Raw genomic sequence first — 25,983 nt, 5'->3', positions numbered from 1 at the left:
TCCCCTCAACGCCGCTCCCCGGACAGCGCCAGATCGTAAGGCTCACGCCCGACCTCGAACAGGCCGACCTGGCGCTGCGCGGTGAGATCGACCACCGAGACGGACCGCCGCTCCGGCAGGAGCGCGAACAGCAGGTTCTGCGCCGCGTCGAACACCAGGAACGAGGCCGCGCCGCCCACGTCCACGCCCCCGAGCGGCACCAGCGAGAACGGGTCGAACACCGCGAGCGCCGGGCTGCCCGCCTGCGCGACGTAGAGGAGGTCGGTCCGGGGATCGACGAGGATCGCGCTCGCCCCCAGCCCCACGAACAGCCGGCCCGCCGGCGCGAGCCCGGGGAGCGTGTAGATGGACAGGTAGGCCGAGCCGGCGTGGACCACGAACAGCCGGGAGCCGCTCCGGTCGAGGTCGCCGCGGAGCGGCTCGGGCTCGGTCGTCGCCGAGCCGACCGCGGCGCGGCGCGTGACGTCCACGGCGGTGACCGTGTTGGCGCGCCGTCCGAACACGTAGGCGCGGTGGCGCTGCGGGTCGAGCCGCAGCGACCAGGGCTCCTCGCCGACGGTGACGCGACCGACCTCCACGCGTGCGCTCGTGTCCAGGAACGAGACGGTGCTGGAGCGCCGGTTGACAGCCAGCAGGGTCCGGCCGTTCTCGACCAGCGCCACGTCGTACGGTCCGTCGCCCGGGCGAAGCCGGATCGGCTCGCGCACCTGGCCGTTCGTGAGGTCCAGCACCTCGATCCGGTCCTCGAGGGAGAGCGCCACGTAGGCGAGGTTGGCGGCCTCGTCCATGGCCACGCCCGCCGGCCCCATGCCCGTCGCGATCGCAGCGGTCACCTGGCGGTCGTACCGGTCGAAGGCGACGAGCACGTTGTCCGCCGTGCTCGCGCAGTAGCCGATCCGCTGCGGGTGGGTCGTCTCCGGCGCCAGCAGCGAGAAGCGCGGCGCGAAGGCGACCTCGTCGCCGGCCGGCTGCGCCTCGCGGAAGACGAGCCACAAGACCCGCGCCCGCCCGGGCGTCACCGTCAAGGACGCGGGCACCTGCACCGCCTCGGACCGAACCAGCAGATCGGCGGGCCCGTCCGGCGTCTCGAGGCGAGCGCGGCCGACGTGGATGCGGAGCCCCGCGTAGTTGCCGGCGGGGAGCCGCCCGTGCGCGAGGAGCCGCTGCCGCCCGCGTCCCTCGCGGCCCACCTCGGAGAGCGCCACCCGCATCGGCTGTGCGCCGCCCTCCCCCGGCCCGAGGACCTCGACACCGGTGACGCCGAAGGTCACGTCCTCGACCTCCCGGCCGACCGGCTGCAGGTAGACGTAGAGGTCGCCGTCGGCGCCGAGCGGCCCCGGGTTCGCGGACCGTGCGCGCACCGCCGAGCACCCCGAGCCGCCGATGGCCAGCAGCAGTGCGAGCGCGGCGCCTCGATGTCGGACCATGGGCGACCCCCGCCCCACACTTTGCCACGACGCGCGAGCCCGTTCCATCGGGGCCGGAGCGTCCCGGTGGCAATCCGGACAAAAAGAAAGGAGGGAGCCGCATGCTGCGCGGCTCCCTCCGGATCCAGCTACGTCAGCAAGCGACCACTAGTCCTTCGCGTGGCACTTGTTGCAGAGCGACTTCTGGAACGTCGAGTACGCGGTCGCCGGGCGGTTCTGGTGCGCCGCCTGGATGATCGCGGAGCTGCGCCACTCGCCGCGGGCGCCGGCCTCGACGCCGTAGTACTCGCCGGCCTCGATGATGAACTCCTTGTCGGCCCAGCGGAGCGCGAACTCGTACGGCGACGCGTGCGCGCGGTGGCAGGAGAGGCACATCACGCCGCTGGTGCCCGCGACGGCGGTGATGGACGGCGTGCCGGTCACGCCCACGGCCTCGGCCTCGAGGGAGGCGCGGTCGGCAGCGTGCTGCTCGAAGGGGACGATCGCGTCGTACGCGTTCGTGCCGGTCAGGTCGCCCGACTTCAGGTAGGTGTTGTAGTTCGCGGCCACCGTCGCGCTCATCGTGGCGGTGTTGCCGGCCGGGTGCTTGAAGATCTGGCCCGAGGTGTTGGTGTTGTTGTGCATGCCGGGGTGGCAGGTGGCGCACCACTCGGACATGCCGCTGCCGTACGCGACCACGACCTGGCCAGCGCGCGTGGCGGCGTTGAAGGTGTTGAGCTCGGAGGAGTTGTAGCTCGACGGCGCCACGGCGACCGGCGGGGCCACCGTGAAGGCCGGCTGGGTGGCCGAGGACTTCGGCTGGTAACCGACGCCGGCGAGGAGGCGGTACGCGCCCATCGCGGTGCCGGCGGGGAGCGCGCCACCGATCGGGTAGGAGCCGGACTCGGCGATCGGCAGGCCCGTCACCTGGGCGCCCGTCGCGTCGAAGCGCGCCTTGCTGTGCGGGTCGTGGCAGGAGACGCAGGAGAAGTTCGCGCCGTTGTACACGCCAGCCGCGTCACCGGCCGGAGCGGCCGCGCGGGTGTCGGCGACCATGCCGGCATACGCGGCCGCGATGACCGAGTGGCCGAAGCGCCGCTGGTTACGCGTGCCGAACCCGGTGTTCGCCTGCCAGGCGAAGTCGCCGCCCGGGGTGAAGTTCACCATCGACGCCGCGAACGTCGCGGTCGTGGCCGTCACGAGGCTGGGCTCGTAGACGTGGTAGCTGCTCACGCCGGCGCGGCCGTGGCAGATGAGGCAGGTGGAGCTCGGGTCCTGGCCCTGGAGCAGGTAGGCGCTGGCCTGCCCGATCGTCCCGTTGTTACCCATGACCGTCGACGCGGTGCCCGCGCCGGCCGTCGTCGAGTTGTGCATCGTGTGGCAGCCCTCGCACTGGGCGACGCCGCCGGCGTGGAACGCATACGCCCGGCCCGAAACGAGCGCGAGCGCTGCAACGATTGCGAAACGCGTGAACTTCATCGTGTCCCCTCTGCTCCGTTCAATGGGGCCGCCATCCATTGGCGGCCCGGCTGAGTTGCTCCGCTGCGAACCTTCTTCCCTGCTGCCCCGGGGTCGGTCATCGCGGCTCCGGCGGCGGTGCTGCGTCCCCGTCACTACGTCGCGCCGCCTCTGTGCATGCGCGGTGCCGCCGGAGCGCCGGGCCGGATCGCGCGAAATCGGCCGGATCCGCGGCCAGCGCGAGCGACGGCGGCTCGCGACCTGGGGGATTTCACCCAGGCCGGGGGAAGGCACCCACACCGGAACCCCCAACCGCGCCCCCACTCCGCGAACCGCGGCCCTCGAGCGCCTCGCGCGCGCCAGACCCGGACGCAACCGATGCGCGCGCTCGACGCACGCGTTGCGCGGCGAACCTCGCTCCGGCGCCCAAGGCGCTAGCGGCCGCGCTCCAGCAGCGGCCGCGCGAAGGTCTCGAGGCGGAGCGCCAGTTCCGGCGACGCGGCGCGCAGCGCCTCGATCTGCCGTCGCGCGCCCTCCGCGTCACCGAGCATCACCCGCGCGACCCCGAGGTTGAACGCCGCCTCCGCGCTCGTCCCCAGCATCGCCCCGGCGTCGCCCAGCACCTGCGCCGCCTCGGGGTAGCGCTCCGCCCGCACCAGCGCGGCGCCCAGGTTGGCGTACGCCTCGGGGTAGTCGGGGCGGAGCGCGATGGCGCGCCGGAACAGCGCGATCGCGTCGTCCAGGGCGCCGCCCGACTCGAGATAGAGCCGCCCGAGGTTGTAGCAGGACTCCGCGTGCCCGGGATCGATCCGCATCGCGGCGAGGAACGCCGCCTCCGCCTCGTCGCGCCGCCCTGCCCCCTCCAGCGCGACCCCCAGGTTGTTCAGCGGCCTGGGGCTCCCCGGCGACTTCCGCGCCGCGTCGGCCCAGAGCGTGAGCTGGCTCTCCCACACCCGGTTGCGCGCCTGGGTGCCGGCCGCGAGCACGGCGGCGAGCACCGCGCCGGCAACGACGCTCGCTCCGCCGGCGCGCGCCGGGACGAGCCGCGCCGCTCCCCAGCCGATCGCGACCGCCGCGGCCAGGAAGAAGCCGACGGAGGGGAGGTAGACGCGGTGTTCGTTCATCACGTCCACGATGGGGAAGACGCTCGACTCGACAGATAGCGCAAGCAGGAACCAGAGCACCCCGAACCCGGCCAGGGCGGCCATCGCGTCGTCCCGGAGCCTCCGCACGACCGCGTACAGCGCGAGCCCTGCCGCGACCAGGATCCCCGCGCTCGACAGCAGGACCGGCCCGTCCAGGAACGAGAGGTGGGTCGGGTGCACGTGATCCACGTTCTGCCCGACCGGGAGCAGGAGCAGCCGCACGTACTCGACGACCACGGTCGTCTCGGTCGCGAGGTACTCGAGCCGGCCGAGCGTCGTCTGCACGCGGGCCGCGCTCGCGGCCGCGGAGAGCACGTCCGAGACGCCCGCCCCGATGGCCGTGCGCACGCCGATCAGGGTCAGCGGGATCGAGAGCGCGACGAGCGCGAAGGGCGTCAGCGCGAGCGCACGCCGCCGGGGACGCCCGTCGAGGAACGCGAGCTCGAGGAGCGCGAGCGCGGCGGGAAGCGTGACGGCGATCTCCTTGGTCCGGGCGGCGAGCGCGGCGGACGCGACCGAGCCGGCGTAGGCGGCGACGCGACGCCTGCGCGCGTCCGCGGGGGCGAGCCGCGCCCACAGGTACAGGACCACGCTTCCGACGTAGAAGAGCGTCGCCAGCGAGGTGAGCCGCTGGACGACGTACGTGACGGCCTGGGCCTGCAGCGGGTGGCACGCGAAGAGCGCCGCCGCCACGAACGCGAAGGCGCGGGGCGACCGCGCGACCCGTGACCCTGCCAGCCTGGGCGTGCGGAGGAGCAGGACGGCGAGCCCGTAGACCAGGCACGCGGTCGCGAGGTGGATGGCGACGTTGACGGCGTGGTAGCCGGCCGGCGCGAGCGCGCCGGCGCGGTAGTTGAGCGCGAACGTCAGGTAGCCCACCCAGCGGTTCGGGCGGCCGAGGTACCCGTGCCCGCCGGGCAGGTAGCCCCCGAGCTGCCGGATGTCGGGGTTGTGCACGATCGAGGGGAGGTCGTCGAAGACGAACCCGCAGGTGAGCGCGTTGGCCCACGCGAGCGCGCCCAGGGCCAGGAGCGCGGCGATGTACGGTCCGTGGCGACCCGGCCCCTCGAAGGCGCCGGACATCTCCGAGGCGCTCATCTCACGGGCCCGCGCCGGTTCTGAGCCTGAGCGCCGCCGCCCGGGCAGCGTCGGCCTGTTCACCGGCACCGAGCCTCGCGTACGCTGCGGCCAGCCGGTCGAAGGTCTCGGGGTCGCGCGAGCCCAGCCGGACCGCCAGGCTCAGCTGCTCCGCCGCGGGCGCCGCCTGGTCCATGGCGAGGTAGGCGCCCCCGAGCACCGCGCGAGCGCCGGGGTGCCGCGGGGCGGTCCGGAGGGCCGCCTCGGCGGCAGCCCGCGCGCCGGCGGCGTCGCCGAGCGAGAGCAGCGCGCGACCGAGGTTCACCGCGGGCTCCGGATCGCCGGGATCCAGCTCGGCCGCCCGCCGGAAGTGCTCGACGGCGAGGTCCAGGCGGCCCATCTGCGCGTACGCGACGGCCAGGTTGTTCAGGGCCAGCCGGTGGCGGCCCGACCGACCGAGGACCGCCCGGTATGCCTCGACCGCGCCGGCGAGGTCCCCGGCCGCATGCAGCGCCCGGGCAAGGGCGAAGCGCGAGGGCGCGTCGTCCGGCGCGAGCGCGACGGCGTATCGGAGGTGCTCGAGCGCAGGCGCGAGCTGGCCCTGCTGCAGCAGCAGGACGCCCTTGTTCGTGTGCGCCTGGTAGAAATCGGGCTTGAGGCGGAGCGCGGTGTCGATCTCGGCCATGCCCGACGCGACGTCTCCGCGCTGCGCGAGCGCATAGCCCAGGTTGCCGTGCGTCCTGGGGTTGGACGGGGCCTCGGCGGCGGCGTCCGCCCAGAGGCGCACGTCGTCCGACCACACCTCGTTCCGCGCGAACGTCGCCGCGGCGAGGCCGATCCCGAGCGCGAGCGCGCCGCCCGCCAGCCCTCGCCCCCAGCGCCGCGGCGCGACGCGCTCGGCCGCGAGCCCGGCGGCGGCCGCCACGGCGACGAACAGGCCGGCCGAAGGCAGGTACATGCGGTGCTCGACCATCAGGTCCTGCAGCGCCACCAGCGACTCGAGGGAGAGGCCGAGCAGGAACCAGACGATGCCGAACGCGACGAGCCGCGCCGCCGGATCCACGGCGCTCGGGCGCGCCGCCCGCCGCCGCGTGGCGGCCAGCAGCCAGGCGGTGAGCACGGCGAGCCCGCCCAGGATGGCGAGGCCGAGGAGCACCGCGGGATCCGCGAGGGGGTAGGTCTCGAAGCCGTGGTCGATGCTCTGGCCCACCGGCAGGATCACCATCCCGAGGTAGCGCGCGATGATCGCCGGCTGCGAGGTCACGTACTCCGCGTAGGGGCGGGCGCTCGTCGTGTTGGCCGCGGCGGCCGCGGCCGACGCGAGCCGTGTCGCGCCCGCCTCCGCCCCGCCGCCCTCCGCGATCCTGCCGCCGAGCTGGGTCATGGGGATGACGGCCAGCGTGGCCAGCACGGGCGCGAGGTAGAGGAGACGCCGGCGCGGCGTCGCGACCAGGAAGCAGAGCTCGTACGCGGCGATCGCGAGCGGCAGCGTGAGCGCGATCTCCTTCGATCGCATCGCGAGGAGCGCCGCCAGGATCACCGGCAGGTAGCCGAGCACCGCCCGCGAGCCGGCCACCGCTCCGCCGTCGAGGCGCTCGCGCCAGCGCGCATACAGCACCACGGACGCGAGGTAGAGCAGCGTCGCGAGCGACGTGAGCCGCTGCACCACGTACGTCACGGCCTGCGTCTGGAGCGGGTGCGCCACGAACAGCGCCGCCGCGCAGAGCGCGACGGCGCGCGGGGATCGGGCGAGGGCCGAGCCGGCGAGCCGCGGCGTCCGGAGCGCCAGCAGCACGAGCGCGTAGCCGAGCAGCGCACCGGCCAGGTGGATCGCGATGTTGACCGCCTTGTAGCCGGCCGGGTCGAGCCCGCCGAGCCGGTGGTTCAGCGAAAGCGTGAAGTACGTGAACGCGCGGTTCGGCGCAGAGGCGTACCCGGGACCACCGGGCAGCCAGCGGGCCGGGTGGGCGATGTCGGCGTTGTCGACGATCCATAGGTGGTCGTCGAGAACGAACGGCCCACTCAGCGCGTTCGCATACGAGGCGATGCCCAGCCCAAGAATTGCGGCGATCGGCAGGGCCCTCGCGAGCTTTCGCGGCGCGGTCGCGTCCATGAGCAGTCCCGCGGTCCGGGACCGCGGGCGCGCGACGATAGCACGTCGGCCGGCCGGGGCGCGGCGGCCAGGCCGGCAGGCATCCCGGCCGGCCCCGGTCCTCGCCGCTCACCAGTCGGTGTGGCAGTCGGTGCAGGCCAGCGCCTCGACCACCCCGTTCACGTGGCGGTCCTTGTTTACCGCCTCGTAGCCCGCCTGCGTCTGGTACCCGGCCCCGTGGCACTCGGCGCACGCCTTGTTGGCGTGGTAGCGACGGAACGTCGAGGTCCCGTGCGCCGGCCCGGTGATCGGCGGCAGCCCGTGGCACGAGCCGCACTCGGCCTGGCCCGGACCGCCGGTCCACGACGGGATCACGCTGCCACCCACCCTGGCGCCGTGGCAGGCGACCGTGGCGCACCCGCTCCCGTCCCACACCGGCGCGAGCACGCCTCCGCCGGTCGCGAGCACTCCGAACGACACCTGCGCGGCGCCGTCGGTGTGCAGCATGTCGGTGGGCACCACGTGGCACTCCGTGCACGCGAAGCCGTTCGACCAGCGGCTGCCGGCGAGGTGGGCCTGGTGCGCGCCCACCGCGCGGGTGGACGGGTCGGTCTCGCCGCCGGTGCCGATGGGCGGGGCCGCCGCGTTGGTCGGGCGCGAAGCGTCGCCGTGGCAGGACGTGCAGGTGAGGCCGCCCACGTCCAGCCGCCCGTCCACGTGCGTCGCCACGTTCACGCTGGTGGAGGTGTAGCCGGTGTGGCACGCCCCGCAGTCCGGGTTCGCGGGGTGCGGCGGGGGCGGAGGCGTCCCGTGGCAGGTTCCGCAGGCGGCCTGCGTCCCGTCCACCTGCGTCCAGGCCGGCTCGACGTTGGTCCCGCCGGCCCGCAGCGTCCCGCCATGACAGTACGTGGACGCGCAGGTGGCGCCGCTCCAGATCGGCGAGACGTTCCCGTTCGCGGACGCGAGCGCGCCCCACACGATGGCCGGATCCCCGTCGATGTGGCCCAGGCCCGTGGGCTTCAGGTGGCACTCGTCGCAGTCGAACGGCCGCGCGATGGCGCTGCCCTGCACGTGCGCCTGGTGCGCGCCCACCGCGCGATCGGTGGTGGCCGTCTCGCCGTGCGTGCCCGCGGGCGGTGCGGCGGCGCCGACGGGGCGCGAGGCGTCGCCGTGGCACAGCGCGCAGCCGGCCGCGGTCACGTCCACCTTGCCGTCCACGTGCACGGCGCGCGCGGGCGCGCCGTCGGCGGCGCCCGGGTGGCAGGTGCCGCAGTCGGTCCGCGCCGGGTGCGGATAGGGCGGGGGCGCGCCGTGGCAGGTGCCGCAAGCCGCCTGGCTGCCGTCCACCACGGTCCAGGCCGGCCGGACGTTGCTGCCGCCGCCGGCCAGCGTGGCGCCGTGGCAGTACGTCGAGGCGCAGGTGGCGCCGTCCCACTGCGGCGACCCGCCACCGCTGGCGAGCGCGCTCCACACCAGGGCCGGCGTGCCGTCGATGTGGTGGAGGTCGGAGGGGTTCAGGTGGCACTCGTCGCAGTCGAACGGCCGCGCGATGGCGCTGCCCTGCACGTGCGCCTGGTGCGCGCCGACGGCACGGTCCGTGGTGGCGGTCTCGCCGCGGGTGCCCACGGGCGGCGCGGCCGCGCCGACCTCGCGCGAGGCGTCGCCGTGGCAGGAGGTGCACGCCATGGCGTTCACGTCGAGCGCGCCGTTCACGTGCGTTGCCACGTTCACCGAGGTGGCGGTGTAGCCGTCGTGGCAGCGGCCGCAGTCCGCGTTCGCGACGTGCGGCGGCGGGGGCGGCGCGCCGTGGCAGGCGCCGCACGCCGCCTGGGTGCCGTCCACCACCGTCCAGGCGGGCGCGACGTTGGCGCCGCCGGCGCCGAGCGTGGCGCCGTGGCAGTAGGTCCCGGCGCAGGTGGCGCCGTTCCAGGCGGGCGCGGCGGAGTCGGTGCGCGCCAGCGTGCCCCAGGTGACGGCCGGCGCCCCGTCCACGTGCGACAGGTCCGTGGGCTCGACGTGGCACTCGGCGCAGCCCAGCGGCCGCGCCAGCGGGCCGCCGAGGACGTGGGCCTCGTGCGCGCCGACCGCGCGATCGGTGGTGAGCGCCTGCCCGCGCGTCCCGACCGGCGGCGCGGCGCGGTTCACGGAGCGAGACGGATCGCCGTGGCAGAACGTGCAGTTCGACTGCCAGCCCGTCCCGTGGCAGGCGCTGCACGACACGCCGCTCGTGCCGCCCTCGAGGTCGGCGCCGTGGCAGGTGCGGCAGGACGCGAGCCCGGCGTTCGCGGCGTAGCCGTGCTGCGCGGGATCATTCCAGCCCGCCGGGTGCGTCTCGGAGCGCTCCAGGTGGCCGTTCATGTGCTTGCCGCCGTCCAGCCTCAGGTTGCCCGCCGCGTCCACGGTCTCGGGGTGGCAGGCGCCGCAGTTGGAGAGCTGCGCGTGCGGAGGAGGAGGCGGCAGGCCGTGGCACGTGCCGCACGCGGCCTGCGTGCCGTCCACGGTGGTCCAGCGCGGTGCGTGGTTCGTCCCTCCGGCCGCGAGCGTCGCCCCGTGGCAGTAGGTCGACGCGCATGCGCCGCCCTGGTACGCGGGGGTGGCGCCGTCCGTCACCGCGAGCGAGCCCCAGGCCAGCTCGACCGCGCCCGTCACGTGCGTGAGGTCCGTGGGCACCGTGTGGCACTCCGCGCACGGCAGCGGACCGCGCAGCGTCCCGGCCTGGACGTGCGCGAGGTGCGCCCCGACGGCGGGAGCGTCGGTGCCCAGCTCTCCCTGCGTGCCCACCGGCGGCGCCGGCTTGTTCACGGCCCGGTTCGCGTCGCCGTGGCAGAACGTGCAGTTCGACTGCCAGCCGGCGCCGTGGCAGCTGGCGCACGAGATCCCGGTGCCGCCGCCCGCCAGGTCCTCGCCGTGGCAGGTCCGGCAGCTCGCCAGGTCGCGGTTCGCCGCGTAGCCGTGGGCGGTCGGCTCCATCCAGTTCACCGGGTGGAACTGGTTCACCTGCACCGTGCCGTCCACGTGCATGCCGCCGGCCACGTTGACGGTTCCGTCGCCGTTCACCGTGCCCGGGTGGCAGATCGCGCAGCCGGTGCCGCGGGGATGCGGCGGCGGGGGTGGCGCGCCGTGACAGGTGCCGCACGCGGCCTGGCTCGCACCGCCGGTCCACACCGGCGTGGTCCGCTCACCGCCGCCGTTCCGCAGCGTCGCGCCGTGGCAATAGGTGGAGGCACAGGTGGCGCTGGCGCGATCCCAGGACGGCTGCGCGCCGCGCGCCGCGAGCGGTCCGAACGTGACACGCGCGGTGCCGTCGAGGTGCTCGAGGCCGGTGGGGACGACGTGGCACTCGGTGCACGCGAGCGGGCCGGCGAGCGGACCGGCCTCGAGGTGCGCCTGGTGCGCGCCGACCGCGACGGACGACGAGGCGGTCTCGCCGTGCGTCCCCCGGGGCGGCGCGGCCGGGTTGCGTGGCCGCGTGGGATCGCCGTGGCAGTCCGCGCAGCCGGTGGAGAAGTCCACGGTGCCGTTCAGGTGCCGGCCCCCGGCGACGTCGATGGTGCGGAGCGTGCCGGCGAGGATGGTCGCCGGGTGGCAGATCCCGCAGTCCGTGGACTGGGGGTGCGGCGCCGGCGGCGGATCGCCGTGACAGGCGCCGCAGGCAGCTTGCGTCCCGTCCACGCGCGTCCAGGTCGGCCGCGTCGCGGCGCCGCCGGCGAGCGAGACGCCGTGGCAGTACGCGAAGCAGGTCGCGTCCGCCGGGTTCCAGGAGGCCGCGGTGCCGTTGGCCTTCGCGGCCACCCCCAGGACGACGCGGGGCTTCCCGTCCACGTGGCCGAGCGGATTCGCGGGATCCGGGACGGCGTGGCAGGCCTCGCAGCCGAGCGGCGCGGCGACGCCGTGCGACCCGGACACGTGCGCCGTGTGCGCGCCGACCGAGATGCGCGTGGTGTCGCTCTCGCCGTGCGCGTCGAGCGGCGGTGCGCCGCTCGCGTTCTCCGCGCCGCCGTGACAGCGGGTGCACGCCGGGCCCTCGGCTCGATCCTCCGTGGCTGCGTTGCGCGCGGAGTTGCAGCCCGCGAGCGCGAGCGCGAGGACGACGGCCGGCAGACCGGCGGTGCGTCGGGACATGGGTGAAGCCTCCCCCGTCTGTGAGATCCGGGGCATCCGGTATCAGCCCGCGGCCCCTGGCTTCCTTGCCGCGCGTCAACTCCGTGACCCGTCCGTGTTGACGCGCTGGACGCAGCGGCGCCGGCGACACCTCTCGGGGGAGCGGCGCATCGCGGCCGACGGATCGAGCTTGGACGATTGCCGTGCCCGCTTCGCGCACGGGGGTGACCATGACCGGCCTCGCGCTCCCGCTCACGATCCTTGCCCTGATGGTGGTCTCGCTGGCCGCCGTGCTCGTCGCCGGGCGCCGCCGCCGGGCGCGCTCGGCGGTCGCTCCGCTCCCGGCGGGCATCCGGGCGCTCGCTTCCAACGTCCGCACCATCAGCGGGCTCGGCGCGAACCTCGCGCTGCCTCCGGCACGGGGATCCCTCCGCCCGACGGTCACGCTGACCGCGCTGCGATAGCGCCGTCCCGTTCCTCCGCGCCTGGCGTCCCGCGCGTTCGCGACACGCCGGGGAGCACTGCGGCTGCAGCGCGCAGCCGCGCCCGTGCTCGCCCTTTGTGGTGTTCCAACGGAAGCGCGCCCCGTGGCTTGCTGCAACTTCCTGCTCGGGGGGAGCAGCCATGCTCGACGATCTCGTCCTCATCCTGACGCTGGTCGGGACCGCCTACGGTGTCGCGCTGCTGGTGCAGCGGCGGGTGCACCGGCTGCGGAGCGCGCCGGCGCGGGTCGCGGTGGGCCACCGACTCTACGCATCGCCGCTGGTCTCGAGCCCGGACACGCTGGTGCTCCCGCGCACCCGCGTGCGCGGGCTGCGCGGAGCGATCGGCCGGCTGCTCGGCTGACGCGATCCGACGCCTACCCGCCCCGCCTCGCCCGGTAGCGCCGGATGAGCGCGTTCGTCGAGCCGTCGTGCGCCAGCGGCGGCTCGCCGGGCGACTCGAGCTCCTTCACGATCCGGTTCGCGAGCACCTTCCCCAGCTCGACGCCCCACTGGTCGAACGAGTCCACGTCCCAGATCACGCCCTGCGTGAACACGGCGTGCTCGTAGAGCGCGACGAGCGCGCCGAGCGTCCGCGGCGTGAGGCGGTCGGCGAGGATGGTGCTGGAGGGCCGGTTGCCGGGGAAGGTGCGGTGCGGCACGAGGGCCTCCGGCGTCCCCTCCGCGCGCGCCTCCTCGGCGGTCTTGCCGAACGCGAGCGCCTCGCCCTGCGCGAACAGGTTCGCCATGAGCAGGTCGTGGTGGCGGCCGAGCGGGTTGAGCGTCCGGCAGAAGCCGATGAAGTCGCAGGCGACGAGGTGCGTGCCCTGGTGGAGCAGCTGGTAGAACGAGTGCTGCCCGTTCGTGCCCGGCTCGCCCCAGTAGATCGCGCCGGTGCCGTGACCCTCCACCGGTGCGCCGGACGTCGTCACGCGCTTCCCGTTCGACTCCATGGTGAGCTGCTGCAGGTACGCGGGGAAGCGGTCGAGGTACTGGTCGTAGGGGAGCACCGCGACGGTGTCCGCGCCGAGCAGGTTCGCGTTCCACACGCCGATGAGGCCGACCAGCGCGGGCAGGTTGCGCGCCAGCGGCGCGTCGCGGAAGTGCTCGTCCATGGCCCGGAACCCGGCGAGCAGCTCGCGGAAGCCGTCGGGGCCGACGGCGATCATGGTGGAGAGCCCGATGGCGGAGTCCATCGAGTAGCGCCCGCCGACCCAGTCCCAGAACCCGAACATGTTCGCCGGATCGATGCCGAACCGGCGCACCTCGGCCTCGTTGGTCGAGATGGCCACGAAGTGGCGCGCCACCGCGCGCTCGTCGCCGAGCGCCGCGAGCAGCCAGGCCCGCGCCGAGGCGGCGTTGGTCATGGTCTCGAGCGTGGTGAACGTCTTCGAGGCCACCAGGAACAGCGTCGTGGCGGGATCGAGGTCGCGGACCGCCTCGGCCAGGTCGGTCCCGTCCACGTTGGAGACGAAGCGGAACGCGAGCTCGCGGGTCGCGTACGCCCGCAGCGCGCGGTACGCCATGGCCGGCCCCAGGTCCGAGCCGCCGATGCCGACGTTCACCACCGTGCGGATGCGCCGTCCGGTGAAGCCCGTCCAGACGCCGCTCCGCACCTGCTCCGCGAACGCCGCCATGCGATCGAGCACCGCGTGGACCTCGGGCACCACGTCCTTCCCGTCCACCTCGATCCGCTCGCCGCGCGGGGCGCGCAGCGCGACGTGCAGCGCCGCCCTGCCCTCGGTGGCGTTGACCTTCTCGCCGCGGAACATGGCCGCGCGCCGCCCGGGCAGGCCGCGCGCCTCGGCCAGCCCGACCAGCAGCCGGACGGTCTCCTCGGTCACGCGCTGCTTCGAGTAGTCGAGGTACAGCCCGGCGCCCTCCGCCGCGAGCCGCTCGCCGCGGCCCGGATCGCGCGCGAACAGCTCGCGCAGGTGCAGGGGACGGAGCTCGGCGAGGTGGGTCTCGAGCGCCCTCCAGGCGGGCGTTCGGAGGAGGGCATCGTTCCGGTCGGCCATGCGCACGCTCTTACCGCACCGTGCGGCGCGTGGCACGCGCGGCGGAGGGTCGGCTCCGGGCGGGCGCACCGCCCCCGCCCTTCACGGTTCGTGACGGCCGCCCGGGTCCCCCAACCGCTCCGCCGCCTCCCGCAGCCCCTCGCGCGCGCACGCCTCGGCCACGCGCCGGGGGAGCCCCTCGTCGCTGGCCCCGAGCTGCACCGCCTGCGCGACCACGTGCTCGGCCTCGGCGACGCTCCCGGACATGCAGTGCAGCAGCGCCAGCCGGATGGCCTCGCGCTCGGTGAACGGCTCGGCCAGGCCCGCCTCGGCGAGCGCGCTCACCTCGTCCCAGGCGCGACGCCGGGCCGCCTCGAAGGCGCCCCACCAGCGCACCTCGCGCAGCAGCCCCTCGGGCGCGCCGGGGGCCTCCGCGAGCCGCAGCCAGGGCGCCGCCTCCTCGGCGGTGGGGCGCCAGGCCGGGTCGCGCGACAGGAGCTCGAGGGTGGGTTCCACGGGGGAGAACCTACCGCGCCAACCCGGCAGGGCGCGAGCGCGGGGCCGCGCGCCGCTCGACCGCCCGCCGCCGCGGCGGTTACGATGGGCGCCCGACCATGCCCGGCCCCACCGAGCCCGACGCCCGCTTCGACTACGACTACCTGGTGATCGGCTCCGGCTTCGGCGGCTCGGTCTCCGCGCTGCGCCTCGCCGAGAAGGGCTGGCGCGTCGGCGTGCTCGAGATGGGCAAGCGCTGGCGCCCGGAGGACTTCCCGCGCACGAACTGGAACCTGCGCAAGTTCCTGTGGATGCCGAGGCTGCGGCTGTTCGGGATCCAGCAGATCACGCTGCTGCGCGACGTGCTGGTGCTGCACGGCGCAGGCGTGGGCGGCGGCAGCCTGGTCTACGCGAACACGCTGCTGGTCCCGCCGGATCGCGCGTTCGAGGACGCGCGCTGGCCGGGGGGCGGCTGGAGGGCGCGCCTCGCGCCGCACTACGCGATGGCGAAGTTCATGCTGGGCGCGGTGGAGGCGCCGGAGGTCTTCCCCGGCGACGAGGCGCTGCGCCAGGCCGTGGACGAGGAGACCGGGCGCGGCCACACCTTCTCGCGCCACACGGTGGCGGTGCACTTCGGCGACGCGAAGCGCACCGCGCCGGACCCGTACTTCGGCGGCGAGGGGCCGGAGCGGATCGGCTGCTCGCTCTGCGGCGAGTGCATGACCGGCTGCCGCCACGGCGCGAAGAACACGCTCGACCGGAACTACCTCTACCTGGCCGAGCGGCGCGGCGCGGAGATCCTGCCGGAGACGCTGGTCACCGACCTCCGCCCGCTGGCGGGCGGCGGCTGGGAGGTCCACACGCGATCGTCCACGCACGTGGTCCGGCGCAACCGGCGCGTGCTCCGCGCGCGCGGCGTGGTGCTGGCCGCGGGCGCGATCGGCACGGTGCGCCTGCTGCTCCGCTGCAAGGCCGGCGGGAGCCTGCCGGCGCTCTCCGGCCAGCTCGGCAACCACGTGCGCACCAACAGCGAGGCGCTGCTGGCGGTGACGGCCCGCCGCGACGACGTGGACTACAGCCACGGCCTCGCCATCACCTCGGGCCTGCAGGCGGACGACGACACGCACATGGAGGTGGTCCGCTACGGCGCGGGCCACGACTTCATGTCGCTCCTCGCCACGCACCTCACCGGCGGCGGCCCGCCCTGGCCGCGCCCGCTGCGCTGGCTCGGGAACCTGTTCCGGCACCCGGTGGACTTCTTCCGCGCGCACTGGCCGTTCGGCTGGGCGCGCCGCACCGCGGTGCTGCTCGTGATGCAGCCGCTCGCGAGCCACCTGCGGCTGCGCCTGGCGCGCCGGCCGTGGGGGCGGTCGCTCACCAGCGCGCTCGACGGCCCCCGGCCGCCGAGCTACATGCCGCTCGCGAACGCCGTGGCGCGCAGGATGGCGGTGAAGATGGACGGCGTGGCGCAGAGCGGGCTCCACGAGGTCTTCCTGGGCGCCTCGAGCACCGCGCACATCCTGGGCGGCGCGACCATGGGCGCCTCGCCGGCCGAGGGCGTGTGCGACGCGCAGGGGCGCGTGTTCGGCTACCAGGACCTGTTCGTCGCCGACGGCAGCCTGGTGCCGGCGAACCTGGGCGTGAACCCGTCGCTCACCATCACCGCGCTCGCCGAGCACGTCATGAGCCGCATCCCGGCCAACCCGGCCGGCGAGCAGCGGCCGGCCCCGCGGCCGCCGGGTGGCGGCGCGTGACCGGGCGCCGCGCGCCCTCCCGTCTGGGCCCGAATTGGGGCTTGAGTCCGCGGGGCGCGGGCGCGCACGCTTCCAGAGGGTTCACGCCACGCCGCAGCTCACTTCCGAGGAGGGTCGATGGCCACGAAGGCTGAGCGGTTCCGTTACGAGACCGAGCGTTCCGGCCCGAAGAAGGCGAAGCAGCCCCGGCCGCCCCGGCGCGACACGCCGGTGGACACCTCGCAGCCGGGCGTCAGCGCCACCCACCGCAAGAGCGCGCGCCACGAGTCGGTCCGCGCCGGGAAGAAGGCGCAGTACGCGCTGGAGGACTCCGCGGGCAAGCCGTCGCGCAAGTCCACCCGCAAGGCGTCCAACCGCCAGAAGACCGACAGCCAGATGCGCGTGAAGCGCCGCACCGGCGAGATGCGCCCCGAGTCGCGCGCGACGCGCGGCCGCTGACGCCCTGGCCGGCGTTCTCATGGCCCGCCACCCCTCCCCCTCGCCCACCACCGCCACCCTCTCCGACCGCGTCTACAGCCCGACCGGCGGCTCGGTGCACCTGCCGCAGGGCCCGGTGTACGCGCTCAACGTGGGCGACACCTGGCGCGAGCCGCCCGCCTGCGCCCGGGCCGAGGCGCAGCGCGTGGCCGATCACCCGGGGCTGCACGGGTACGCGCCGGTGCAGGGCGAGCCGGCGCTCCTCGACGCCGTCCAGGAGCGGCTCCGGGCGCGCGGCGGCGCGCCGGTCGCGCGCGAGGGGCTCCAGGTCATGGTGGGCGCCACCGCGGGGCTGGGGGTGGTGGTGGACGCGCTGCTCGACCCGGGCGACGAGGTGATCGTGCTCGCGCCCTACTGGCCGCTCATCCGCGGCATCGTGGCGGCGCGCGGCGCGGTGCCGGTGGAGGTCCCGTTCTTCGACCGGCTGGACACCCCGGGGTTCGACCCCGAGGCGGCGCTCGCCGCCGCGGTGACGCCGCGCACCGCCGCCGTCTACGTGAACTCGCCCAACAACCCCACCGGCCGCTCGCTCCCGGACGCGCTGGTGACCGCGCTGGCCCGCCTGGCGCGGCGCCACGCGCTCTGGGTGATCGCGGACGAGGTCTACGAGGACCTCCAGTACGGCACGCCGCGCCCGCCGCTGTGGGCGCGGCCGGAGCTGCGCGAGCGCACCATCGCCACGCACTCGTTCTCGAAGGCGTACGCGCTCGCCGGGGCGCGGGTGGGCTACACGCACGGGCCCGAGGAGATCATGCGGGCGGTGCGGGCGGTGCAGACGTTCAAGACGTACTGCGCGCCGCGCCCGTTCCAGATCGCCGCCGCCCGGGCGCTCCGCGAGGCCGACGCGTGGCTGGCGGAGACGCGCGCGCTCTACGCCGAGGCGGGCCGCACCGCCGCCGCGGCGCTCGGGGTGCCCGCCCCCGAGGCCGGGACCTTCCTGTTCCTGGACGTGGCCCCGCACCTCCGCCCGGGCGAGGCGCTCGACGGCCTCCTCGCGCGCTGCCTCGAGGCCGGCGTGCTGCTCACGCCGGGGCCGGCGACGGGCGCGGCGTACCGGACGCACGTGCGGCTCTGCTTCACCGCGGTGGCGCCCGACGCGCTCGGCGCGGCGCTGGCGCGGCTGGGGCCGCTGCTGGGGCGGGCGGGCTGAGCGGCGCCCCCGCTCGCCCTTCGACGAGCTCAGGGCGAGCGCATCACGCCCTTCGGCGTCCGCTCATGGTGAGCCTGTGTATGAACCGGGAGCTTGGGTAACAAAATAGACCGGGAGCCTGGGTGACAGTCCGCTGGGACATCGGAGGTGACGATGCCCTGGCAGGAGACGCACCCAGTGGATCAGCGACGGGCATTCATCGAGGCCCTGCTGCGCGGTACGGAGTCGATGTCCGAGGCGTGCAGCAGGGCCGGCGTGAGCCGGAAGACCGGGTACAAGTGGAAGGAGCGCTTCGATGCGGAGGGGTGGGCGGGGCTGGATGACCGCCCGCCCATCGCACGAACGCTCCCGCATCGAACGGCGGCGGAGGTCGAGAAGATCTTGGTGGCGCTCAAGGGCGAGCGGCCGCGGTTCGGACCGAAGAAGCTCCTGACGCTGTTCGCGGAGCGGTACCCGGAGCTCGTCGCCCCTGCGGCAAGCACTGCGGGCGAGATCCTGAAGCGCCACGGCCTCGTGAAGGCGCGCCGCCAACCGGCACACCGAAGCCCGGCGTGGCGCACGGCGCCGCTGCGGCCGGCCGATGTGCCCAATGCGACGTGGGCGGCCGACTTCAAGGGGCACTTCCGACTCCGCGACGGGAGCTGGTGCTACCCGCTGACGATCTCGGACCAGTTCAGCCGTTACCTCCTGCGTTGCCACGCGAACCGCGGCATCGACAAGGAGCCCGCAAAACGCGTGTTCTACGAGGCGTTCGGCGAGTTCGGGCTGCCGAGCGTCATCCGGACCGATAACGGGACACCATTCGCGTCCAACCGCGGCTGCCTCGGACTTTCGGAACTCTCGCTCTGGTGGCTGCGGCTGGGGATCATTCCGGAGCGGATCACCCCGGGGTGCCCGCAGCAGAACGGTCGCCACGAACGAATGCACCGTACACTGGCGGAGGAGACGACGCGGCCGCCTGCCCGCCGGCTCAGCGACCAACAGGCCCGCTTCGTCTTGTTCCGGCGCGACTACAACGAGGAACGCCCGCACGAGGCGCTCGGCCAACGCCGGCCCGCGAGCATCTACTCGCCGTCGCGGCGACAGATGCCCGCCCGGCTACCTGCGCTCGAGTACGCCTGCGGACTCGACCTGCGCCGTGTCGCTCACAGCGGTCACATCAGCTTCAAGGGGACGCGATACTTCATCTCCGAGGTACTGGCGGGCCAGGACGTCGGCCTCTCCGAAGTGGCCGATGATGCACTGGAGGTCTGGATCGGCCCCCTCGCGGTGGGCTACATCGATCTCAGAAAGTGCCGGCTGGTGCCTTACGGCAACACCAGGCGGCAGCTCGAACAGGCAGTGGGCGGAGCCATAGAAACGTCAACTAGGCTCCCGGTCTGAACTGTTACCTAGGCTCCCGGCCGCACACCGTCGAACCATGAGCGGCGGCCATCGCGCGAGCGCAGGCGGCGTCACCGCCCCGACGCGAGCCGGAGCGGCGGGGCGGGGGGCGCGGAGGCCGGCGCCGGGTGCGGCCCGGCCGCGACGCCGCGGAAGAAGCCGATCGCGTCGCGCAGCGCCTCGGCCTGCGCGGCCAGCTCCTCGGCGGTGGACGACAGCTCCTCCGCCGCGGCGGCGTTCCGGCCGCCGATCTCCTCCAGGCTGCGGAGCGCCTCGCTCACCCGGGCGGCGCTCGTCCCCTGCGCGGCGCTGCCGGAGGAGATCTGCTGCACCAGCGCGGCGGTCCGCTCCACCTCGGGCACCACCGTGTCGAGCGCCGTCCCGGCCTGCGCGGCGAGGTCCACGCTCGCGGCGGTGAGCCGGCCGATCTCCTCGGCCGCCGCCCGGCTCCGCTCGGCCAGCCGGCGCACCTCGGTCGCGACCACGGCGAAGCCGCGCCCGTGCTCGCCGGCGCGCGCGGCCTCGATGGCCGCGTTCAGCGCGAGCAGGTTGGTCTGGTAGGCGATCTCCTCCACGATCGAGATCTTCTCGCCCACCTCGCGCGCATGGCCGCCGCGGTCCGGGCCGCCGCGTCGCCGCCGGCCCGCGCGCCCCGCGCCGCGCCCGCCGCGGCCTCGCCGGTCCGCACCGCCGCCGCCGCGTTCTCCTGCGCGTGCCGCGCGATCTCCTGCATGGCCGCCGAGGCCTGCTCGGTCTCGGAGGCCTGCTCGCTGGACGCCTGCGAGAGCGCCGCGGCGCCGCCGGCGAGCTGGCCGCTCCCGGCGGCGAGCGCGTCCGCCGCCCCGCGGATGCTGCCGGCCGCGCCGGAGAGCGCGGCCACCATCCCGCGGAGCGCCTCCACCACGCGGCCGATCTCGTCCGCCCCGCCGTCCTCCTCCAGCTCGACGTCGAGCCGCCCCCGCGCCACCAGGTGGAGCGCCGCGCCCACGCGCTGCAGCCGCGCCAGCAGCGGGCCGAGCAGCAGCGCCGAGGCGAGCAGGCCCAGCGCGAGCACCGCGGCCCCGGTGGCGAGCGCGCGCCACAGCGCCGCCCGGATCGCGCCCTCCAGCGTGGCGGTGTGGACGTCCACGCCGAGGAAGAACTCCTTGCCGCTGCGGGAGCGGAGCGGCACGTAGACCGAGCGCAGCGAGTCGGTGGGATCGACGTAGGTGTCGAAGTGGATCCGGTGGTCCGCGAGCGCCGCCACCAGCCCCGGGCTCGGGTGCGTGGTGACCTGGAAGAAGCGCGGGCCGGTGCCCGAGGCGAGCTCCTCGCGCGTGGCGCTGGACGAGGTGAACACGCTCCCGGAGCCGTGCGCGACGACCGTGTACAGGTACGCGAGGTCGGTCTCCTCCGCGAGCGCGGAGAGGCGCCGCTGCACCTCGAGGTGCTCCTCCGGCGCGATCGAGCCGGGCCCGTCCACCCGGTCGTGGAACGGCACCAGGAAGAGCGCCGCCGCGCGGGCGGCGGTGAGGAGCTTGTCGTCCACCGCCGCGCGGATCTCGCGGGCCTGCACGCGGTACGAGATCGTCACGAACGCGGCCGCCGACGCCGCGTTCACGACCGCGAGCAGGACGAGCAGCTTCGTGCGGAGCTTCAGGTCGCGCAGGCGCGCGAGGCCGCTGCGGGCGGTCCGCGCGGAGGGAGGGCGTGCGTGGGCCATGGACCCCAGTCCTAACCCGGCGCGCGCTCCCGTCGCAGGGGACGCCGGGGCGTCGATGTGGGCGCAGGGAGCAGATCCGGCGCGGCCGCGCGGCCGCGCCGGTGATCACTCGTCGTCGCCGGAGCCGAGGAGCGCGCCGAGGCCGGGGCCGCGGGTGGCGGCGCCGAGCTTCCGGACGGCGTCGAGGTGGTGCAGCAGCAGGTCGCGGTTGTCGCCCACGCTCAGGTTCTGCAGCTCGAGCGCGCCGATGCGGTCCTCCGGCGTGAACGCCGGGTCGGCCACGCGCTCCATCGACAGCTTCTCCGGCGCGTAGCTCATGTACTCGGCGCGGGTCGAGAGGACCGTCCAGTCGTCGCCGCGGCGCAGCTCGACCTTCACCGTGCCGGTGACCGCCGGCGCGATCCAGCGGGTGAGCGCGTCGCGCAGCATGAGCGCCTCGGGGTCGAACCACTTGCCCTCGTAGAGCAGGCGGCCCAGCCGGCGGCCCAGCGTGAAGTACAGGTCGAGCGTGTTCTCGTTGTGGATGGCGGAGAGCAGCCGCTCGTAGCCGAGGTGCAGCAGCGCCATGCCGGGGGCCTCGTAGATGCCCCGGCTCTTCGCGTCGATGACCCGGTTCTCGATCTGGTCGCTCATCCCCAGGCCGTGGCGGCCGCCGATGCGGTTCGCCTCGAGGAACAGCTCGTAGGGCGAGGCGAAGCGCTTGCCGTTCAGCTCGACCGGCTGGCCCTGCTCCCAGGTGATCTCGAGCTCCTCGGGCGCGATCTGGACCTCCGGCTTCCAGTGCGCGACGCCCATGATCGGCTCGACGATGCGCATGCTCGAGTCGAGCCGCTCGAGGTCCTTCGCCTCGTGCGTGGCGCCGAGCACGTTCGCGTCGGTGGAGTAGGCCTTCTCCTTGCCCATCTTGTAGGGCAGGTCCCGGCGCTCCAGGTACTCGCTCATCTCCTTGCGGCCGCCGAACGCGGTCACGAAGGCCTGGTCGAGCCAGGGCTTGTAGATCTTGAGCTGCGGGTCCACCAGGATGCCGTACCGGTAGAACCGCTGGATGTCGTTGCCCTTGTGCGTGGAGCCGTCGCCGAAGACGTGCACGCCGTCCTCGCGCATGGCGCGGACGATGGCGGTGCCGGTCACCGCGCGGCCGAGCGGCGTGGTGTTGAAGTACTTCTTGCCGCCGGAGGACAGGTGGAACGCGCCGCACTGGATGGCGGCGATGCCCTCGCGCACCATGGCCTCGCGGCAGTCCACCAGCCGCGCCTTCGCCGCGCCGTGCTGCAGCGCGATGGGCGGGATGTCGGCCGGGTTCGCCTCGTCGGGCTGGGCGAGGTCCGCGGTGTAGGCGTGGACCGCCATGCCCTGCTCGGACATCCAGGCCACCGCGCAGCGCGTGTCGAGGCCGCCGCTGAACGCGATGCCGATGGCGGTGCCCTTGGGAGGAAGCGACTTGTAGATCCGGCTCATGGGAGGGGCCAAGTAGCAGAAATCCCGGCCGTGTTCCAGCGCGGGGCGGCGGCGGGGCGGCGGGCCCGCCGGAGCGGGTGGGCGGGCGCTCGCGCACCGTTCACCCACAGTCACCATCCGCGCCGCCGCCTGATCGCCGTCAAATCGCGCCTCCCGCGACGCGGTGCGGCACCGTCGCGCACCGCCGCGCCGAGAGCGCCCTGGATCCGCGGACCTGCGGCGCGTCCGCCGGCGGCGCGCGGCGCGCCGGCGGACCCGGGGGATTGCCGCGGCATCGCGCCGCATGCTTCGCTTCCGCACATGCCGCCTCGCACCGCGGCCCTGATCGCCGGCCTCCGCAGGATCGTCGCGATCGAGACCCTCCCCCCGGCGCCCCCCCCGGCGCCGCCGCGGTGCGAGCGGCGCAGCCTCCTCGGCCTCCTGTTCCTTCCCGAGCCCCTCCCGCTCGCGCCGCCCCGGCCGCGCCGGCGGGCGCGGTGGCTCGCCTGGCTCTTCCTCCCGGAGCCGCTCGACCGGGAGGGTCCCGATCCGGAGGTGCGGTGATGGAGCACGCACGCCACGTCTTCCGCGCCGCGCTGGTGGTCCTGGTGCTGCTCGCCGGCGTCGGGATCACCCGCGGCTTCCTGGTGCCGCCCACCTACGGGCTCCACGGCCCGTACCGCTGGGCCAACGTGGCGGAGCAGATGAACGCGCGGACGCCGGCCCACCGCGGACCGGCGGCCTGCGGCACCTGCCACGAGGACGAGCTGCGCCGTCGCGCGGCCGGCGCGCACCGCGCGGTGAGCTGCGAGATCTGCCACGGGCCGCTCCTCGCCCACGTCGCGGCCGACGGGCGCACGACCGCGCCGGCGGTGGACCGCTCCCCCGCGCTGTGCGCCCGCTGCCACCGCAAGGTGCTCGGCCGGCCCGCCGCCTTCCCGCAGGTGGTGCTCGAGGAGCACGTCTCCGGCCCGCTCGACGCCGGCGCCTGCCTCGCCTGTCACGACCCGCACGCTCCCACGCCGTAGCGGAGGCGATCATGGACGAACGCACGCCGTGCCCCGCGCCGACCGGAGGGCCCTCGACCCCGCGCGTCCTCGGCCGCCGCGCGTTCCTGGAGGACGTCCTCATCCTCTCCGGCGGGGCGGTGGCGTTCCTCGCCGGCGCCACCGCGGCGGCGCCCGCGGCGGCGGCGGAGGGCGCGGCCGGCGCGTCGCCGCTCGCCGAGGGCTACCAGCCCTGGGAGCACCGCTGGGCCTACCTGGTGGATCCCGAGAAGTGCATCGGCTGCGGCTCCTGCGTGCGGGCGTGCAGCGCCGAGAACCACGTGCCCGACGGCTTCTTCCGGACCTGGGTCGAGCGCTACGTCACCGGCATGGACGGGACCAGCGTGGACTCGCCGAACGGCGGCAAGGACGGCTTCCCGGCGCTCCAGGTCGCGTTCGTCGCGACGAAGTCCTTCTTCGTGCCGAAGATGTGCAACCACTGCCGCGAGACCCCCTGCATCCAGGTCTGCCCGGTGGGCGCCTCCTATCGCACGCCCGACGGCGTGGTGCTGGTGGACGGCGAGCGCTGCATCGGGTGCGCGTACTGCGTCCAGGCCTGCCCGTTCGGCAGCCGCTTCCTCTCGCCGGAGACGCACACGGCCGAGAAGTGCACCTGGTGCTACCACCGCATCAGCCGCGGGCTGCGCCCCGCCTGCGTCGAGGTCTGCCCCACCGGCGCGCGCGCGTTCGGCGACCTGCGGCGCGAGGGCGACCCGGTGCGCCACGCCATCGAGCACGACCGCGTCGCGGTGCTGCAGCCGCACCTGCGCACGGAGCCGCAGTGCTTCTACCTCCACCTCGACGGGGAGGTGCGGTGATGCCCCAGATCAGCGGCTTCGCGTTCCCGAACGACGTCCACGTGTGGTGGAGCCTGATGATCGTGATGTACCCCTACATCACGGGCTTCGTGGCGGGCGCGTTCATCGTGACCAGCCTGTTCCACCTGTTCGGCCGCACCGAGCTCCGGCCGGTGGCGCGCCTCGCCATGGCGACGTCGTTCTCGTTCCTGCTGGTGGCGTCGCTGCCGCTCCAGCTCCACCTCGGCCACCCGGAGCGCGGCCCGCTCGTGCTGGTCACGCCCCACTTCACCTCGGCCATGGCCGGCTTCGGGATGCTGTACGGCGGCTACCTGCTCGTCCTCGCGCTCGAGGTCTGGTTCGTCTGGCGGCGCGAGATCATCGACCGCGCCCGCCGCAGCCGCGGGGCGGCGCGCGCGTTCTACGCGACGCTCGCGCTCGGCACCTACGACACCGGCCCGGAGGCGCTGGCGGTGGACCACCGCGCCATCGCGGTGCTGGCCGGCATCGGCCTCCCCGGCGCCTGCATGCTCCATGGCTACGTGGGGTTCATCTTCGGCGCCATCAAGGCGAACCCGTGGTGGTCCACGCCGCTCATGCCCATCATCTTCCTGGTCTCGGCGGCGGTGTCGGGCATCGCGCTGCTGCTCGTGCTCTACCAGGCGGTCTCGAAGCTCCGCGGCCGGCCCGCGGACCAGCCCTGCGTCTCCTCCCTGGCGCGCTGGCTGTGGCTGTTCCTCATCCTCACGCTGTCGCTGGAGCTGCTCGAGATCCTGGTGATGGCCTACGAGCGCTCCGACTCGTGGCTGATCATCTCGGAGCTCATCACCACCCGGCTCGAGCTCTCCTACGTGACGGTCCAGATGATCGTGGGCGGGCTCATCCCGGTCATCCTGCTCGCGGTGGTGGTGCTGATGAACCGCTACCTGCACGCGCGCGTCCGCAACACGCTCTCCACCGTGGCGGCGCTGCTGTGCCTGCTGCAGGTGTTCTCGATGCGCTGGAACATCGTGATCGGCGGGCAGCTCCTCTCGAAGTCGCTGCGCGGGCTGCGCTCGCACTACGAGCCGGAGCTGTTCGGGCGCGAGGGCGTGCTCATGGCCCTCGCGCTGGTGCTCGCGCCGTTCGCGATCCTGTGGGTGTTCGACCGCGTGCTCGGGATCGACCCGCCCGGCGAGGCCGAGGCGGGGGCCGCCGGGGCCGGGGCCGCCGCGCACGCGACCCCGGCCGCGCCGGAGGGAGCCGCGGCCGCCGGGACCGGGCTGGGAGACGTTCACACTTAGCGAACGACGTGGAGGCGGGCCATGACGGACGGCGCGCCGGGGACGATCGAGGCGAGGTTGCAGGCGCTCACCGCGGCGGTCGAGCGGCTGGAGCGGCGGGTGGGCGCGCTGGAGGGCCAGGCGATCGCGCCACGGAGCGCGCCCGCGCGGGCCGCCGGGGACGGCGCGACCGGGCGCGGGCCGGCCGCCGACGCGGCCGCGCTCGCCGGCGGGCTGACCCTGGCCGGCCGCAGCTTCCTGGTGCTGGCGGGCGCGTTCGTGCTGCGGGCCGTCACCGACGCCGGCCGGCTCCCGCCCTGGCTCGGGGTGGGCCTGGGGCTGGCGCTCGCGCTGGCGCTGCTCGCGCTCGGCGACCGCGCCGGGCGCGCGCGGCCGCGGGCGGGCCGGCCCGGGCGAGCGCCATCGCCCACGGCCTCACCGCTGCGCTGGTGGGGTTCCCGCTCGTGTTCGAGGCGGCCACCCGCTTCCGGCTGCTCGGCCCCGGTGCGGCGGCCCTCGCGCTGGCGGCGCTCGCCGGCCCGGCGCTGGCGGTCTCGGCCCGCCGCCGCCTGCCCGCGCTCGCCTGGATCGCGGCGCTCGGCGCGCTCGGGACCGCGCTCGCGCTCGCCGCCGCCTCCGGCCGGTTCGCGCCGGCGACCGTGGTGCTCGTCGCGGTGGGGACCGCCACGCTGTGGATGGGCTACGTGCTCGACTGGTACGGC

The 25,983-nt window shown here is 75.0% G+C and carries 21 protein-coding genes and 1 pseudogene; 11 read left to right on the top strand and 11 right to left on the bottom strand.

Going from position 1 to position 25,983, the window contains the following annotated elements; translation table 11 throughout:
• Window positions 1–5: 5 nt before the first annotated feature.
• From PSR1_RS06095 to PSR1_RS06075, 5 genes are all read right to left on the bottom strand, one after another.
• Window positions 6–1,427 carry a hypothetical protein gene (locus PSR1_RS06095; protein ID WP_059436735.1) on the bottom strand — a complete coding sequence of 474 codons (1,422 nt, stop codon included), beginning with the start codon at window positions 1,425–1,427 and terminating at the stop codon, window positions 6–8.
• A 147-nt stretch (window positions 1,428–1,574) separates the two neighbouring features.
• Window positions 1,575–2,885, bottom strand: coding sequence for a hypothetical protein (locus PSR1_RS06090; protein WP_059436734.1), 1,311 nt, complete (start codon window positions 2,883–2,885; stop codon window positions 1,575–1,577).
• A 413-nt stretch (window positions 2,886–3,298) separates the two neighbouring features.
• Entirely contained in the window at window positions 3,299–5,107 is a 1,809-nt protein-coding gene (locus PSR1_RS06085) for a tetratricopeptide repeat protein (protein ID WP_152643314.1), read from the bottom strand.
• A 1-nt stretch (window position 5,108) separates the two neighbouring features.
• On the bottom strand, window positions 5,109–7,199 hold the full coding sequence (locus tag PSR1_RS06080) for a tetratricopeptide repeat protein (protein ID WP_059436732.1): 2,091 nt from the start codon (window positions 7,197–7,199) through the stop codon (window positions 5,109–5,111).
• A 108-nt stretch (window positions 7,200–7,307) separates the two neighbouring features.
• Window positions 7,308–11,300 (bottom strand): CxxxxCH/CxxCH domain-containing protein, encoded by a 3,993-nt coding sequence (locus PSR1_RS06075; RefSeq protein WP_059436731.1) that lies wholly within the window; start codon window positions 11,298–11,300, stop codon window positions 7,308–7,310.
• A 209-nt stretch (window positions 11,301–11,509) separates the two neighbouring features.
• Here PSR1_RS06075 and PSR1_RS06070 point away from each other — a divergent pair, with 209 nt between their 5' ends.
• Complete coding sequence (locus tag PSR1_RS06070; protein ID WP_059436730.1) at window positions 11,510–11,743, top strand: hypothetical protein; 234 nt, start codon at window positions 11,510–11,512, stop codon at window positions 11,741–11,743.
• A gap of 160 nt (window positions 11,744–11,903) precedes the next feature.
• A complete protein-coding gene (locus PSR1_RS06065; RefSeq protein ID WP_059436729.1) occupies window positions 11,904–12,125 on the top strand; it encodes a hypothetical protein in 222 nt (73 codons plus the stop codon).
• A 13-nt stretch (window positions 12,126–12,138) separates the two neighbouring features.
• Here the strand turns inward: PSR1_RS06065 and pgi are convergent, their stop codons facing one another.
• Window positions 12,139–13,779, bottom strand: coding sequence for a glucose-6-phosphate isomerase (gene pgi / locus PSR1_RS06060; RefSeq protein WP_059436728.1), 1,641 nt, complete (start codon window positions 13,777–13,779; stop codon window positions 12,139–12,141).
• Window positions 13,780–13,860: 81 nt separating this feature from the next.
• Window positions 13,861–14,274, bottom strand: coding sequence for a hypothetical protein (locus tag PSR1_RS06055; protein WP_059436727.1), 414 nt, complete (start codon window positions 14,272–14,274; stop codon window positions 13,861–13,863).
• A 98-nt stretch (window positions 14,275–14,372) separates the two neighbouring features.
• Here PSR1_RS06055 and PSR1_RS06050 point away from each other — a divergent pair, with 98 nt between their 5' ends.
• From PSR1_RS06050 to PSR1_RS06035, 4 genes are all read left to right on the top strand, one after another.
• Window positions 14,373–16,007, top strand: coding sequence for a GMC oxidoreductase (locus PSR1_RS06050; RefSeq protein ID WP_059436726.1), 1,635 nt, complete (start codon window positions 14,373–14,375; stop codon window positions 16,005–16,007).
• 117 nt (window positions 16,008–16,124) lie between these two features.
• The gene (locus PSR1_RS06045; RefSeq protein ID WP_059436725.1) at window positions 16,125–16,445 is read left to right on the top strand and encodes a hypothetical protein; all 321 of its coding nucleotides are present in this window, start codon (window positions 16,125–16,127) and stop codon (window positions 16,443–16,445) included.
• Between the two features lie 19 nt (window positions 16,446–16,464).
• The gene (locus PSR1_RS06040; RefSeq protein WP_059436724.1) at window positions 16,465–17,634 is read left to right on the top strand and encodes a pyridoxal phosphate-dependent aminotransferase; all 1,170 of its coding nucleotides are present in this window, start codon (window positions 16,465–16,467) and stop codon (window positions 17,632–17,634) included.
• A gap of 153 nt (window positions 17,635–17,787) precedes the next feature.
• Window positions 17,788–19,017, top strand: a complete 1,230-nt coding sequence (locus tag PSR1_RS06035; RefSeq protein ID WP_059436723.1) for an integrase core domain-containing protein — start codon at window positions 17,788–17,790, stop codon at window positions 19,015–19,017.
• 71 nt (window positions 19,018–19,088) lie between these two features.
• On the opposite strand, the gene PSR1_RS24435 is transcribed toward PSR1_RS06035, so the two are convergent.
• The 3 genes from PSR1_RS24435 to argG all read right to left on the bottom strand — a co-directional run bounded on the left by PSR1_RS24435 (window position 19,089) and on the right by argG (window position 22,177).
• Window positions 19,089–19,613 (bottom strand): methyl-accepting chemotaxis protein, encoded by a 525-nt coding sequence (locus PSR1_RS24435; RefSeq protein WP_272946332.1) that lies wholly within the window; start codon window positions 19,611–19,613, stop codon window positions 19,089–19,091.
• Entirely contained in the window at window positions 19,553–20,719 is a 1,167-nt protein-coding gene (locus tag PSR1_RS06030; RefSeq protein WP_237757841.1) for a HAMP domain-containing protein, read from the bottom strand. The genes PSR1_RS24435 and PSR1_RS06030 overlap by 61 nt, the downstream gene beginning before the upstream one ends.
• Before the next feature lie 105 nt (window positions 20,720–20,824).
• On the bottom strand, window positions 20,825–22,177 hold the full coding sequence (gene argG, locus PSR1_RS06025) for an argininosuccinate synthase (RefSeq protein WP_059436722.1): 1,353 nt from the start codon (window positions 22,175–22,177) through the stop codon (window positions 20,825–20,827).
• Between the two features lie 300 nt (window positions 22,178–22,477).
• Between argG and PSR1_RS06020 the strand changes: the two genes are divergently transcribed.
• From PSR1_RS06020 to nrfD, 4 genes are read left to right on the top strand one after another with little or no spacing between them, the layout of a single operon-like run.
• Window positions 22,478–22,720 carry a hypothetical protein gene (locus PSR1_RS06020; RefSeq protein ID WP_059436721.1) on the top strand — a complete coding sequence of 81 codons (243 nt, stop codon included), beginning with the start codon at window positions 22,478–22,480 and terminating at the stop codon, window positions 22,718–22,720.
• The gene (locus PSR1_RS06015; protein WP_059436720.1) at window positions 22,720–23,184 is read left to right on the top strand and encodes a hypothetical protein; all 465 of its coding nucleotides are present in this window, start codon (window positions 22,720–22,722) and stop codon (window positions 23,182–23,184) included. Before PSR1_RS06020 ends, PSR1_RS06015 begins: the two co-directional genes overlap by 1 nt.
• Before the next feature lie 11 nt (window positions 23,185–23,195).
• Window positions 23,196–24,020, top strand: a complete 825-nt coding sequence (locus tag PSR1_RS06010) for a 4Fe-4S dicluster domain-containing protein (protein WP_059436719.1) — start codon at window positions 23,196–23,198, stop codon at window positions 24,018–24,020.
• Window positions 24,020–25,282 (top strand): NrfD/PsrC family molybdoenzyme membrane anchor subunit, encoded by a 1,263-nt coding sequence (gene nrfD, locus PSR1_RS06005; protein ID WP_059436718.1) that lies wholly within the window; start codon window positions 24,020–24,022, stop codon window positions 25,280–25,282. Before PSR1_RS06010 ends, nrfD begins: the two co-directional genes overlap by 1 nt.
• Here the strand turns inward: nrfD and PSR1_RS24430 are convergent.
• A complete protein-coding gene (locus tag PSR1_RS24430) occupies window positions 25,279–25,557 on the bottom strand; it encodes a hypothetical protein (RefSeq protein ID WP_237757840.1) in 279 nt (92 codons plus the stop codon). The two genes, nrfD and PSR1_RS24430, sit on opposite strands and share 4 nt — an antisense overlap.
• A gap of 153 nt (window positions 25,558–25,710) precedes the next feature.
• Here PSR1_RS24430 and PSR1_RS24425 point away from each other — a divergent pair.
• Window positions 25,711–25,983, top strand: a pseudogene (locus PSR1_RS24425) (hypothetical protein); the annotation flags it as partial.

Source organism: Anaeromyxobacter sp. PSR-1, assembly GCF_000964525.1.
In the GTDB taxonomy this organism is placed as follows: Bacteria; Myxococcota; Myxococcia; order Myxococcales; family Anaeromyxobacteraceae; genus Anaeromyxobacter.
The sequence above is the reverse complement of the archived record's forward strand: the minus strand, read 5'-3'. Positions and strand labels throughout refer to the sequence as shown.